The following is a 12,791-nucleotide window of genomic DNA, read 5'->3' on the forward strand; positions in this document are numbered from 1 at the left end:
GGCCTTTCCAAAGCGCTACACCCGTTTGGAAAATCGAGAGCCGGCCATGACCACCATCCCCCGGGACACCGCCTTTGACAGCAGCGCTGCCTTTCTACAGAACGGCTACAACTTCATAGCCGATCGCTGCCGGGACTACGGCAGCAATATCTTCCAGACCCGCATCATGCTGCGGCGGGTGTACTGCGTTACCGGCGAAGAGGCAGCGCGCATGTTCTACGTGCCTGGGCGCTTTACCCGCAATCACGCCATGCCGCCGACCACCCTCTCGCTGCTGCAGGACAAGGGCAGCAGCCTGACCCTCGACGGGGAGGAGCATGCCCGGCGCAAGGAAATGTTCATGGCGCTAATGGGCCCGGCCCGCCTGGAGCAACTGGTGGCGATCTTCGAGGAGGAATGGCAGGCGCGCCTGGCCCGCTGGCAGACCATGCCAGAGGTGGTGCTGCAGACCGAAGCCGAATACATCCTGTGCCGCAGCGCCTGCCGCTGGGTCGGCATCACCCTGGACGAGGGCCAGGCGGCGCAGCGCGCGACCGAGCTGGCCGCCATGATCGAAGGCGCCGGCAGCATCGGCCCGCGCAACTGGAAAGGCCAATTGTTGCGCCAGCGCACCGAACACTGGGCCCAGGAGCTTATCCGCCAGGCGCGCAGCCATCGCCGGGCCGACCCGGCAACCCCGCTGGATATCATCGCCCATCACACTGCCCTGCACGGCCACGGCGTGGACTACCGGACCGCCGCGGTGGAGTTGCTCAACCTGTTGCGCCCGATCGTCGCTGTCGCTCGCTATATCACCTACTCCGCCCTGGCCCTGCATCACCATCCTGAGTACCAGCAGCGGCTGCGCGCTGGCGAGGCGGGGCTGGCCGACCTGTTCGTCAACGAGGTTCGGCGCTACTACCCGTTCTTCCCCGCCGTGGGCGGTGTCGCACTGGAGGATTTTGCCTGGCGCGGCCACCAGTTCCACCGGGGCGACTGGATGCTGCTCGATTTGCATGGCACCAACCACGATCCGCGCCTCTGGCAACAACCCGAACGCTTCTATCCGGAACGCTTCCTGGAGTGGGACCGCAGCCCCTACAACTTCATCCCCCAGGGCGGCGGCGAATACTCCCATGGCCATCGCTGCGCGGGCGAATGGCTGACCGTGGAAGTGATGCGCAGCGCCCTGCGGCTGCTTACCCAGCGGATGAGCTACAAACTGCCACCCCAGGACCTGAGCATCCGCCTGTCGCGCATGCCCGCCATGGTCGGCAGCCGCCTGGTACTCAGTGAGGTGCATGGCGAGAAGTCGCCATAAGAGATTGCCGAAGCCGCAGAAACCAGCGTAGAATGCCTCGCGCTGCGGGTGTAGCTCAATGGTAGAGCAGAAGCTTCCCAAGCTTACGACGAGGGTTCGATTCCCTTCACCCGCTCCATTCAGAACAGTTGAATGGCGCCGCACTTTTCCCCAGCGCTCCCTTTGCATACCTCAAGACCATAATCTGCCCCGGAACACAGGGCGGCATAACTGTTCGCGCCTGCTGCCGATCGAGCGCCTGCTCGACCGGCTCCGAACAGCCCTCAGACGTTCTGCCGCGGCTTGCGACGAATGGTCTTGAGCAGGTCTTCCGGCGTGATCGAGCCAACGATATTGGCACCGCTGCCCGGTTGTGGCAGGTTGAGGATGTTGCCCTTGATTTTGCCGATCACGTGCATTTCGCAGGGTTTGCAATCGAACTTCAGGGTCAGCACCTCGTCGCCATGCACCAGTTGCATCGGAGCAACCTTGGTGCGCACACCGGTGACGCCCTTGGCCTGCTTCGGGCACAGGTTGAAGGAAAAGCGCAGGCAGTGCTTGGTGATCATCACCGGCACGTCACCCGTTTCCTCGTGGGCCTCGTAGGCCGCGTCGATCAGCTCCACGCCGTAACGCTGGTAGAACGCCCGGGCCTTGTGGTTGTACACGTTGGCGAGGAAGGTCAGGTGCGTCTGCGGATACACCGGCGGCGGCACGCTGACGGCTTTGCGGTAGCCATGGGGGAAGGCGGCGACCCGGGCCTCGCTCAGTTGCTCGATCAATTCACGGCGCAGGGTCTTGAGCTGGGAGTTCGGCACGAAAGGTACGAAATCGCCACCGAGGTCCACCTGCTCGGCGTGGTACTGGGTGGTACCCAGTTGACCCAACAGGTCCCGCAGTTGCTCCAGCGCCTGCTCGGGTTTCTTGGCGGGTTCGAAGGGACCGTCAAGCTGCCGGCTTACCTGGATACCCTCTTCGCTGATGCCGGTGAGCCTGAGACTGTCGGCGCTCAGTTCTGCCTGCCAGCGCAGCCCGATGCGGCGCTCGGCCGAGGTCTTCTGCAGCGCCTGTTGCCAGTTGTGATCCAGGTTGCGGTTGAGCCGCTGGGGCAGGCGCGCACGGCGCAGTTGCTCGGGCAGTTCGTTGGGTTCAACCCGGTATTGCCAGCGCGGTTGCCCGTCTTCCTCGTAGCGCGCCAGTTCCTGGGCAACGTTGGCCCGAAAACCTACTACTTCCCGCTTGACCAGGACGTTGAGGCCATCGCCGTTGGACAGCGGCTCGTGGGTGACCACCAGCAGGTCGTCCTTGCGCACCTGTTGCAGCTCGCCTACCTCCAGGCCGGTGAAGGTCGGTGAATCGAAAGCACCGATATCGATCTTGCGGTCGGTCACGAAGTAGTCGGTGCTGCCACGGTGGAAGGTCTTGTCCGGATCGGGAACAAAGAAATGCGCCGTGCGACCGCTCGAGGCCCGGGCCAGGTCGGGGCGATCCGAGAGGATGTCGTCGAGACGCTGGCGATAGTAGGCGGTGATGTTCTTTACATAGCCCATGTCCTTGTAGCGCCCCTCGATCTTGAAGGAGCGCACGCCGGCCTCGACCAGCGCACGCAGGTTGGCACTCTGGTTGTTGTCCTTCATCGATAGCAGATGCTTTTCATAGGCCACCACCCCGCCGTGCTCGTCTTTCAGGGTATAGGGCAGCCGGCACGCCTGGGAGCAGTCGCCGCGGTTGGCGCTGCGGCCGGTCTGGGCATGGGAGATGTTGCACTGCCCGGAAAATGCTACGCACAGGGCGCCATGGATGAAGAATTCCAGCGTCGAGTCCACCTGCTCATGGATCGCCTTGATCTGCTGCAGGTTCAGCTCGCGGGCCAGTACCAGTTGCGAGAAACCGGCCTGATCCAGGAACCGGGCCTTGTCCAGCGTGCGGATGTCGCATTGGGTGCTGGCGTGGATCTCGATCGGCGGGATGTCCAGCTCCATGATGCCCATGTCCTGCACGATCAGCGCATCGACGCCAGCATCGTACAGTTGGTGGATCAGTTGGCGGGCCCCTTCCAGTTCATCGTCATGCAGGATGGTATTGAGCGTGACGAAGATCCGCACGTGGAATAGCCGGGCAAAACGCACCAGCTCGGCGATGTCCGCCACGCTGTTCTCGGCGTTGTGCCGCGCACCGAAGCTCGGGCCACCGATATAGATGGCATCGGCCCCGTGCAGAATGGCCTCACGGGCAATGGCCACATCCCGGGCCGGGCTGAGCAGTTCGAGGTGGTGCTTGGGAAGGGGCATGACAGGACCGTCGCTTGGAAAACGGCAGATTGTAGCTGTTACTGCCGCATGCTGCACGAGCGGGGTGATGCGCGGCCAGCCATGGCGATCCCTCGCCATGGCTGGTTCAGCTCAATTGGCTCCGCAGACAGGCAAGCCGGAGCGTTGCGGGGTGGTGAAAGTACAGCCGTAGTCAGCGTCTGCTACTACCGCTGGATCCAGTACTTCATCGCCCGCCGGCTTCGGGCCACCTTCGACCCAGTTGATCCATTGCACCATGGCGGTGAAGATTTCATCGCCGCTGAAATCACAATGGCTGGGGGCTCGGATGGCCCGCTGCACCAGCAGATCTTCGTTGCCATTTTCCTCAGCCCGCTCGCGATACAGCTGCTGATGGCGGAAGGGTACGTAGAAGTCACCCAAGGTGTGCATGGTCAGAACAGGCACGTCGAAATCGCCATTTACCAGCGGAATCCAGCGCACACCGTCCTCACGCGGCAGGTTGGCGTCGGGATCGGCGCTGACCCGGGCGATGCGGTCATTGAACTCTTCCTCTTCTGGAGTCAGCTCCTCACCCGTAGTCCAGCGATAGACCTGATCCTCGTTGCCATAGCCATTGCGGGCCAGGATGCCATTGATATCCCCTCCGGAACCGCCAGTGCCCAGCACGACATACTGCAAGGTGCTAGCAAAACCGTTTTCGAAGATGGGACGGTCGCCGCCGGTGAGGTTACGCGCTATACCTGTTAGCCACTCGCCCTCCGGCCCCCGCGGGCTTAACCAATTGGGTGCGGTTCCGTTAAGATTGAACAGCGTGCCAAGCATCTGGGGCAGCAACTCCTGGAATTCGGAGTAGTCCCTGTCACCGAAACCACTCAGTTCCATCATCACCCGGGGGTAATCACCCAGCCATTGGAACTGATTCTGCTCAGACTGGCAAAAAGGTGCTGCGCCGGCATAGTCCACCTTGTACAGGGTACGCTCCCGGTTCTCTTTATCCACGGCTGCGGCCGCAATATGCCCACCCATGGAAAAACCGGAAATGAGGAATTGCTGGGGTACGTCGTAGCGCTCGCCATAGTCGCTTTCGATATAGTCCATGATCTCGAGCGCCAGCTTGTTGGTATCTTCAATACCCGCGCGGGCGTCGTAATAGTTGGCCGAAAAGGAAGATGCAGCCCAGGCATAGCCTTTACCTAGCACTGCGCGGCGCCACGCCTCGTTGGGCACACTGACTGGTAGCTCCTCAGCCTCACCCGCATAACCATGGGTGTACATGACCAGCCCGCCATTCCATCCTTGGCTGGGTATCTCTGCAGAATATACGGCATCGCCCTGCAGCCCTTCGTAGATGCCGGTATACCGGCCTGTAGTCAGACCGGCAAGCGCCGGGATGTCGCCGTTTACGGGAACAAAGACACGCTCATCATGCTCCCGGGTCATCTCCGGCGGTGCTGTCTCGTCCCTATCGCTGGAGCCGCCGCCCCCGCCAAGACAACCAGCCAGTAATAGCGCACTGAGGGTAAGGGGTAACGCAGCCAGGGGGAAAGGTGTAATGCGCAAGGTAAACCTCCGTTGTTCTTATTTGATTACCTGGGCGCGGAGCGGCCCAGCGCATTCATCAGCGTAGACGAAACTGTATGATCTGCCGCTGCATAAACTACGCTGATATCACCTTGTAACGGCACCACTCAAATGGGTGATGCCGTCGCCCGGCGCGTCTTATTTGAGCCCCAGTCGCCGAGCGAGTTTGTGCAGATTACTGGCATCCAGCTCCAGCAGGCGCGCGGCAGCGCTCCAGTTATCCTCCACCGCAAGCAAGGCCTGGCGGATCTGCTCGCGCTGGCAGGCTTCCACGCTGATGCGCAGCGGCTGGATGTCTCCGGCGTCAGCGGCGGCCAGGGCCTCAGTCCCGCTGGCGCTGGCGCCGCCACCGCCGACGGGAATATCCAGCAGCGCCGCATCCAGCGACAGCATCGACTGGCGCGACCCGTTGCGCCCCAGGGCCTTGATTGCCGCACGGCTGATGACATGCTCCAGCTCCCGCACGTTACCCGGCCAATCGTAGGTGAGCAGCGCCTGCTCGGCGTCGGTAGACAGACGCAGGCTGCGCACGCCGAGGCGGGCACGGTTGAGTTCGAGAAAATGGCCGGCCAACAGCAGCACATCATTCCCCCGATCCCGCAGGGGTGGGACCGGTACCGGATAGACCGAAAGGCGATGATAGAGGTCGGCGCGGAAGTCGCCCTTGGCTACCGAGTCGGCGAGGTTGCGGTTGGTGGCGGCGATGATGCGCACGTCCACCCGCAGCGGCTGGTCGGCGCCCAGGCGTTGGATCTCACCGTTCTGCAGGGTACGCAGCAACTTGGCCTGCACGTGTAACGGCAGCTCGCCGACTTCATCAAGGAACAACGTGCCGCCATTGGCGGCGTCGAAGCGGCCGCCCCGGTCACTGCTGGCACCGGAAAAGGCACCTTTGACGTGGCCGAACAGTTCGCTTTCGGCCAGGGATTCCGGCAGTGCTGCACAGTTGACCTGCACCAGCGGCTTGCTCGCGCGGGGCGAATGTCGGTGCAGCCAGTGGGCAAACAGTTCCTTGCCGACCCCGGTTTCCCCGGTGATCAGCACCGTCAGGTCCGAGTCCGCCACCACCGCCAATTCGTCCAACAGGCGCGTCACCGCCGGGCTGTGCCCGACGATGCCATGCTGCTGTACCCCCGGCAGCGCCCGGTGATCGTCGGCGCGCACCATGCGCAGCGCACGGTTTTCCTGCTCAAGGCGGGTCACCCGCAACAGCGCCTCGACCAGCGGCAGCAGGCGGCGCAACTTGATGCGGGCACGCTCATCGAAGGTTCCAGCCTTGAGCGCATCGAGGGTCAGCGCGCCCCAGAGTTCACCCTCCACATGCAGGCTCACGCCCATGCAGTCATGCACCGGCAGCGGCTCGCCAGGCGACTCATCCAGCAGGCCATCGTAGGGATCAGGCAAGGTACTGTCGGATTCGAACCAGGTTATTTCCCGGCGCGACAGCAGTGCCGCCAGACGCGGATGGCGTGCCAGGTCGAATCGCCGCCCCAGGGCGTCTTGCACCAGCCCGACCGCGGCCACCGGCCGCAGGCAATCATCCTCCCGTTGCAACAGCACCACCGCTCCGCAGGCAAAACTTTCGCGCAACACCTGCACCAGCCGTTGCAGCCGAACGGCGGCCGGCAGTTCTGCCACCAGGTCGGGCAAGAGTAAATCTTCAATCATGGTCGGATACACCCTATGTGGTTTGGCGCACCATAACGCACTCGGGTACAAATGACCATGCAAAATAATTAACGTTGAAATTCAACGGATTATAGATGGCATGTGCTTTGCAGCGAAGAAGTAACAGCTGCGGTTGTTCATTCCCCTATCGGAGTAATCAGCATGTCCCAACAGTCACCTGACCTTTCCACCGCTATCGCCAGCCCGTTGCCGGGCGATGACCAACAGTTCTGGGCGCAGGCCCCGGCGGATGAGCTGATTCCCTACATCCTGACCCGCTACCATGAGCGTCATCGCGAACAATTGCCGGAGCTGATTCGCCTCGCTCGACGCGTGGAACAGGTGCATGGCGACCACGCGGAGTGCCCGAACGGGCTGACTGACCACCTTTGCTATATCCAGCAGGCGCTGGAAAGCCACATGACCAAGGAAGAACAGATCCTCTTTCCCATGTTGCTGCGCGGTGAACATAGTCTGTCACGCGGGCCGATCAGTGTGATGCGCTTCGAGCATGGTCAACACGACCAGGCGCTTGACCAGCTGTTTGCGCTAACCAATGACATCACCGTCCCAGCCCACGCCTGCAATACCTGGCAGACCCTGTACCGCGGGCTGGACACCTTCTGTCAGGATCTGACCCAGCATATCCAGCTGGAGAACGAGGTGCTGTTCATGGGGCCAGCGGCGGGCAAGGCGCTATAACACGAACATGCTCTTGGCACAGATGACCAGCAGCACGGCATGCACCAGCAGGCTCACGTTGATCAGATGCATGCCCCGTTCGCCGATGCGCTGGCCGCGGCGCAGGAAGATCAGCGCCGCGTAGTGACCGATGATCAGCAGTGCCAGCAGGATCTTCAGACTGAGCAGAGTGGCGAAGTGACTGGCAAAGGGGTCAGCCAGGACGCCACGATAGCGCCACGCCAAGGTCAGCCCGGCGCCGTAGAGCACGAGGGCGACCCAATGAATCACCCGCCGGGCCTGCTGACCCAGCGCCTGGCTCATGGGGCCGCGGACCGAAGCATCCAAACGGCGGCCCGCCGGTGCCAGAATCAGCACCTGAAAGAACAGTGTGCCAATAAAGGCCATGGCGGCGAGCAGATGCAGCGTTTTTATCAGCAGATATGTCATACAGTGTTCCAGAGAGAAAGGCGTTGCCTGATTCAGGCGCGCAAAGAGCATAACAAGCAACCAGGAGATTTTCATGCCGGACCGTCCTACCTCCCTACCCGTGCTGTTTGCATTGGGCTTTCGCCCCTTGTTCCTCGCGGGCAGCCTGTTTGCCGTGTTTGCCATCCCGCTGTGGATTGCCGCTTTCTTCGGCCATGTCGACCTGAACCCCGCAGGCGGCTGGCTGGCCTGGCATCGGCATGAAATGGTGTTCGGGTTTGGCGTCGCCATCGTTGCCGGCTTTCTGTTGACCGCCATCCAGGCCTGGACCGGCGTGCCGGCACTGACCGGGACACCAGTGCTGTTGTTGGCTGGGCTCTGGCTGGCTGGGCGTCTGCTCTGGCTGTTCGGCGCCCCCCACTGGCTGCTCATTCCGGTCGATCTGCTATTTCTGCCCCTGGTGGCCCTGGCCATCGGCCAATCATTATGGAAGGTGCGCCAGACCCGCAATTACCCCATCGTGCTGATGCTATTGTTGCTCAGCTTCTGCAACCTGCTGGCATTGATCGGGCTGGAGCGCAGCGATTTTGCGCTGCAGCGCCACGGCGCGGTAGCGGCACTCTGGTTGATTGCCGGGTTGATGGGGCTGATCGGCGGCCGCGTGATTCCCTTCTTCACCCAGCGTGGTCTCGGATTGCAGGAACCGGTCGCAGCCTGGCCGCGACTGGACAACCTGCTCATGGCGGGCAGCATTCTGGTGGCGCTGTTGATGCTCAGCGGCGTGGGCCTGGTGCCGTCGCCCTGGCAGGCACCTATCTACCTGCTGCTCGGCCTGGGGCATATCGTCCGCCTGCTGCGCTGGCATCATCCGCAGCTCTGGACGGTGCCGCTGCTCTGGTCCCTGCACCTGTCCTATGCCTGGCTGGCCCTGGCGCTGATTGCCATGGCCTTGTGGCACGGCGGCTGGTTCGGCGGCTTCAGCCAGGCCACCCACCTGCTGGCCATCGGCGGTATGGCCGGGATGATCCTGGCGATGATTTCCCGGGTCAGCCTCGGCCATACCGGTCGCCCTCTGCAACCGCCGGCGGCAATGAGCCTGGCCTTCATTCTGCTCAACCTGGCGGTGCCCCTGCGGGTATGGTTGAGCATTCCCCTCCCGCAGACCGGCTTCTGGTTGGCCAGCCTGTGCTGGGCAACAGCCTTCGGACTGTTCGTCTGGTATTACGCGCCGATTCTGCTGGCGCCACGGCCGGATGGGAAGCCGGGCTGACGCCGGCTCGCTGCCCCTCTCGATCTTCGTCTCGGTCCCTCTCCCCGTCTCCCCTCTCTCCCTCGCGGGATAGGGACCAGGGCAGAGGGATCGCAGCCCAGCAGATCCACCATTCCGAGCAATTTCCGCAAAAATCCGGCCATCATGCTGGCATCTGGAGGCATACCACTGCTTCTGGACAGCTCCCATCGAATCCGGCAAACTCTCCGCCCATTGATGACCGTCGAGTCAATTGCCAACCAACGCCCGGAATATTCTGAATGGCCAGCTTCCTGGTTCTGCATGGACCCAATCTCAACCTGCTCGGTAGCCGCGAACCCGGTGTCTACGGCGCGGTCACCCTGGCGCAGATCAACAGTCGCCTGATTGAGCAGGCCGAGCGTGATGGTCACCAGCTGGAGGCGCTGCAAAGCAACGCCGAACATGTGCTGATCGACCGCATCCATGCCGCCCGTAACGAGGCAATCGACTTCATCATCATCAATCCGGCCGCCTTTACCCATACCAGCGTCGCAATACGTGACGCATTGCTGGCGGTGAGCATCCCATTCATCGAAGTGCATCTTTCCAATGTGTACAGACGCGAACCTTTCCGCCATCACTCCTATTTTTCGGACATCGCCGAGGGAGTCATCTGCGGACTGGGAGCTGAAGGCTATGCGCTGGCTCTGCAAGCGGCTGTACGCAAACTCGAACAACATTGAATTGACCCACATTGCCCTGGAGCGCAAGAACCAATGGATATCCGCAAAGTAAAGAAACTCATCGAACTGCTTGAAGAGTCCGGCATCGACGAGCTGGAAATTCACGAAGGCGAAGAATCCGTGCGGATCAGCCGGCACAGCCAGCAGGTCGCCATGCCTCAGCAATACTTCCAGGCGCCGGTTGCCGCGCCGGCTCCCGCCGCTGCGCCTGCTGCCGCTGCCCCGGCCGCTGAAGCCGCGCCGGCCGAGCCCTCCGGTCACCTGGTTCGCTCGCCGATGGTCGGCACCTTCTACCGCTCGCCGTCGCCCGAGTCGCCTTCCTTTGTTGAAGTCGGCCAGACCGTCAAGGCCGGCGACGTGCTGTGCATCGTTGAAGCCATGAAAATGATGAACCACATCGAAGCGGACAAGACCGGCGTCATCCAGGCCATCCTGGTGGATAACGGCCAGCCGGTAGAATTCGATCAACCCCTGTTCAGCATCGCCTGAGCCCGACCCGGAGGCTGCGATGCAGAAAGTACTCATAGCCAACCGCGGCGAAATTGCACTGCGCATCATCCGCGCCTGCAAAGAGCTGGGGTTGAAGACCGTGGCAGTGCATTCCACTGCCGACCGCGAACTCATGCACCTGGCGATGGCTGACGAAACCGTCTGCATCGGCCCGGCGATCGCGACCGAGTCGTACCTGAACATTCCGCGCATCATCAGCGCTGCCGAGGTGACCGGTGCCGACGGCATCCACCCCGGCTATGGATTCCTCGCGGAAAACGCCGACTTCGCCGAGCAGATCGAGAACTCCGGCTTCACCTTTATCGGCCCCAGCGCCGAGGTGATCCGCCTGATGGGTGACAAGGTGTCGGCGATTGCCGCCATGAAGAAGACCGGCGTACCGACCGTACCCGGCTCCGATGGACCGCTGCCCGAGAACGAGGAAGAGTGCCTGAAGATCGGCCGTCGGGTCGGCTATCCGGTGATCATCAAGGCCGCCGGTGGCGGTGGTGGTCGCGGCATGCGCGTGGTGCACAAGGAAGAAGACCTGATCAAGTCGATCCGCCTGACCCGCACCGAAGCGGGCGCTGCCTTCGGCAACCCCATGGTCTACCTGGAAAAATTCCTGACCAACCCGCGTCACGTGGAAGTGCAGGTACTGTCCGACGGCCAGGGCCACGCCATCCACCTGGGCGACCGCGACTGCTCCCTGCAGCGTCGCCACCAGAAGATCATCGAGGAAGCACCAGCCCCCGGTATCGATGAGAAGGCCCGCGCCGAGGTTCAGGCCCGTTGTGTACAGGCCTGTATCGATCTGGGTTACCGCGGCGCCGGCACCTTCGAGTTCCTCTATGAAAACGGCGAGTTCTTCTTCATCGAGATGAACACCCGGATTCAGGTGGAGCATCCGATTTCGGAAATGGTCACCGGCATCGACATCGTCAAGGAGCAGATTCGCGTCTGCGCTGGCGAGCCGCTGAGCATCAAGCAGGAAGACGTGGTCATCCGCGGCCACGCCATCGAATGCCGGATCAACGCCGAAGACCCGAACAGCTTCCTGCCGAGCCCAGGTACTGTGACCTTCTTCCATGCACCCGGTGGTAATGGCGTGCGGGTGGATTCACACCTGTACAGCGGCTACAAGGTACCGCCGAACTACGATTCGTTGATCGGCAAGCTGATTACCTACGGTGCCACTCGGGACGAAGCCATGATGCGCATGCGCAACGCCCTGGACGAGCTGGTAGTGGACGGTATCAAGACCAACACCCCGCTGCACCGCGAGTTGGTGCGTGATGCCGAGTTCTGCAAGGGTGGTGTGAACATTCACTACCTGGAGCACAAGCTGGGTATCAGCTGAGCAGCAGCTGCAAGCTGCAAGCTGCAAGCGCACGGAGTATGATGCGCGTTTTGGGGAGCGACCTGTCGCTCCCTTTTGTTTTTCGCTTTGGGCTGATCGCTGACAGCCTGAAGCCCTCCCCAAGGAAGCCCCTATGCCCTGGTTACAACTGCGTCTTGCCATCACTCCCGAGCAGGCCGAGCCGATGGAGGATCTGCTGCTCGGGCTGGGCGCCGTATCGGTGACCTTCATGGACGCCGAGGACCAGCCCATCTTCGAGCCCGACCTGGGCACCACGCCGCTGTGGTCGCACACCCATCTGCTGGCGCTCTTCGAAGCCGATAGCGACCAGCAGGGGTTGCTCGATCAGCTACGCCAGCTGTGGCCGGGCACGTTGCCGGAACACCAGCTCGAAGAGATCGCCGACCAGGATTGGGAACGCAGCTGGATGGACAACTTCAAGCCCATGCGCTTTGGCCGCCGCCTGTGGATAGTGCCCAGCTGGCACGAAGCGCCGGAGCCGGACGCAGTAAACCTGCTGCTGGACCCCGGCCTGGCCTTTGGCACTGGCACCCACCCCACCACCGCATTGTGCCTGGAATGGCTCGATAGCCAGGAACTGAATGACCTGCAGGTGATCGATTTTGGTTGCGGCTCGGGCATCCTCGCCATCGCCGCCCTGCTGCTGGGGGCCGAACGGGTAACCGGCACCGATATCGACCCCCAGGCGCTGGAAGCCTCCCGGGACAATGCCCAACGCAACCGCTTGGCAGACGAGCGACTACCGCTGTATTTGCCGGCGGACATGCCAGCCGCCCCGGCGGATGTCCTGGTGGCCAATATTCTTGCTGGCCCCCTGGTCAGCCTGGCCCCGCAGTTGGCCAGCCTGGTCAAGCCCGGCGGGCGCATCGCCCTATCCGGCATCCTCGCCGAGCAGACCGAGGAGATCCTCGCTGCCTATCGCGACGCATTCGAACTGGATCCGGTGGCGGACAAGGATGACTGGATTCGGGTCAGCGGCGTGCGCCGCGCGTAGCGCCGGGGCGCGCTTGCGGGCACAATATCTTCCAGATCGCCC

11 protein-coding genes and 1 tRNA gene are annotated in these 12,791 nt (G+C 62.4%); 8 read left to right on the plus strand and 4 right to left on the minus strand.

Features of this window, described 5'->3' with window-relative positions:
• The first annotated feature begins 46 nt into the window (after window positions 1-46).
• Both VG99_RS02920 and VG99_RS02925 read left to right on the plus strand, forming a co-directional pair.
• Window positions 47-1,300, plus strand: coding sequence for a cytochrome P450 (locus VG99_RS02920; RefSeq protein WP_044498244.1), 1,254 nt, complete (start codon window positions 47-49; stop codon window positions 1,298-1,300).
• A 44-nt stretch (window positions 1,301-1,344) separates the two neighbouring features.
• Window positions 1,345-1,418 (plus strand) — tRNA-Gly (locus tag VG99_RS02925).
• A gap of 145 nt (window positions 1,419-1,563) precedes the next feature.
• Here VG99_RS02925 and VG99_RS02930 read toward each other — a convergent pair.
• The 3 genes from VG99_RS02930 to norR form a co-directional block, all read right to left on the minus strand.
• Window positions 1,564-3,570: a peptidase U32 family protein gene (locus VG99_RS02930; RefSeq protein WP_044498245.1), complete on the minus strand. Its 2,007-nt coding sequence runs from the start codon at window positions 3,568-3,570 to the stop codon at window positions 1,564-1,566.
• A gap of 111 nt (window positions 3,571-3,681) precedes the next feature.
• Window positions 3,682-5,112: an alpha/beta hydrolase gene (locus VG99_RS02935; protein WP_044498246.1), complete on the minus strand. Its 1,431-nt coding sequence runs from the start codon at window positions 5,110-5,112 to the stop codon at window positions 3,682-3,684.
• A 159-nt stretch (window positions 5,113-5,271) separates the two neighbouring features.
• The gene (norR, locus tag VG99_RS02940) at window positions 5,272-6,801 is read right to left on the minus strand and encodes a nitric oxide reductase transcriptional regulator NorR (RefSeq protein ID WP_044498249.1); all 1,530 of its coding nucleotides are present in this window, start codon (window positions 6,799-6,801) and stop codon (window positions 5,272-5,274) included.
• A gap of 162 nt (window positions 6,802-6,963) precedes the next feature.
• On the opposite strand from norR, the gene VG99_RS02945 reads away from it, so the two are divergent.
• Window positions 6,964-7,503, plus strand: coding sequence for a hemerythrin domain-containing protein (locus VG99_RS02945; RefSeq protein ID WP_082049974.1), 540 nt, complete (start codon window positions 6,964-6,966; stop codon window positions 7,501-7,503).
• Here the strand turns inward: VG99_RS02945 and VG99_RS02950 are convergent.
• Complete coding sequence (locus tag VG99_RS02950; protein ID WP_044498250.1) at window positions 7,498-7,932, minus strand: membrane protein; 435 nt, start codon at window positions 7,930-7,932, stop codon at window positions 7,498-7,500. The two genes, VG99_RS02945 and VG99_RS02950, sit on opposite strands and share 6 nt — an antisense overlap.
• Window positions 7,933-8,005: 73 nt before the next feature.
• On the opposite strand from VG99_RS02950, the gene VG99_RS02955 reads away from it, so the two are divergent.
• The 5 genes from VG99_RS02955 to prmA all read left to right on the plus strand — a co-directional run bounded on the left by VG99_RS02955 (window position 8,006) and on the right by prmA (window position 12,749).
• Entirely contained in the window at window positions 8,006-9,181 is a 1,176-nt protein-coding gene (locus VG99_RS02955) for an NnrS family protein (protein WP_044498251.1), read from the plus strand.
• A 260-nt stretch (window positions 9,182-9,441) separates the two neighbouring features.
• On the plus strand, window positions 9,442-9,885 hold the full coding sequence (gene aroQ / locus VG99_RS02960) for a type II 3-dehydroquinate dehydratase (protein ID WP_044498252.1): 444 nt from the start codon (window positions 9,442-9,444) through the stop codon (window positions 9,883-9,885).
• Window positions 9,886-9,918: 33 nt separating this feature from the next.
• Window positions 9,919-10,374 carry an acetyl-CoA carboxylase biotin carboxyl carrier protein gene (accB, locus tag VG99_RS02965; RefSeq protein WP_044498253.1) on the plus strand — a complete coding sequence of 152 codons (456 nt, stop codon included), beginning with the start codon at window positions 9,919-9,921 and terminating at the stop codon, window positions 10,372-10,374.
• A gap of 19 nt (window positions 10,375-10,393) precedes the next feature.
• Window positions 10,394-11,734, plus strand: coding sequence for an acetyl-CoA carboxylase biotin carboxylase subunit (gene accC / locus VG99_RS02970; RefSeq protein ID WP_044498254.1), 1,341 nt, complete (start codon window positions 10,394-10,396; stop codon window positions 11,732-11,734).
• Between the two features lie 133 nt (window positions 11,735-11,867).
• Entirely contained in the window at window positions 11,868-12,749 is an 882-nt protein-coding gene (prmA, locus tag VG99_RS02975) for a 50S ribosomal protein L11 methyltransferase (protein ID WP_044498255.1), read from the plus strand.
• Window positions 12,750-12,791: the final 42 nt, after the last annotated feature.

The organism is Pseudomonas saudimassiliensis (assembly GCF_000939975.1).
GTDB classification, from domain to species: Bacteria; Pseudomonadota; Gammaproteobacteria; order Pseudomonadales; family Pseudomonadaceae; genus Halopseudomonas; species Halopseudomonas saudimassiliensis.

Excerpts from the sequence above, each read along its gene's own strand:
- VG99_RS02920 (WP_044498244.1), top strand. The coding sequence starts at position 47 with ATGACCACCATCCCCCGGGACACCGCCTTTGACAGCAGCGCTGCCTTT.
- VG99_RS02930 (WP_044498245.1), bottom strand. The coding sequence starts at position 3,570 with ATGCCCCTTCCCAAGCACCACCTCGAACTGCTCAGCCCGGCCCGGGAT.
- norR (WP_044498249.1), bottom strand. The coding sequence starts at position 6,801 with ATGATTGAAGATTTACTCTTGCCCGACCTGGTGGCAGAACTGCCGGCC.
- VG99_RS02945 (WP_082049974.1), top strand. The coding sequence starts at position 6,964 with ATGTCCCAACAGTCACCTGACCTTTCCACCGCTATCGCCAGCCCGTTG.
- VG99_RS02950 (WP_044498250.1), bottom strand. The coding sequence starts at position 7,932 with ATGACATATCTGCTGATAAAAACGCTGCATCTGCTCGCCGCCATGGCC.
- VG99_RS02955 (WP_044498251.1), top strand. The coding sequence starts at position 8,006 with ATGCCGGACCGTCCTACCTCCCTACCCGTGCTGTTTGCATTGGGCTTT.
- aroQ (WP_044498252.1), top strand. The coding sequence starts at position 9,442 with ATGGCCAGCTTCCTGGTTCTGCATGGACCCAATCTCAACCTGCTCGGT.
- accB (WP_044498253.1), top strand. The coding sequence starts at position 9,919 with ATGGATATCCGCAAAGTAAAGAAACTCATCGAACTGCTTGAAGAGTCC.
- accC (WP_044498254.1), top strand. The coding sequence starts at position 10,394 with ATGCAGAAAGTACTCATAGCCAACCGCGGCGAAATTGCACTGCGCATC.
- prmA (WP_044498255.1), top strand. The coding sequence starts at position 11,868 with ATGCCCTGGTTACAACTGCGTCTTGCCATCACTCCCGAGCAGGCCGAG.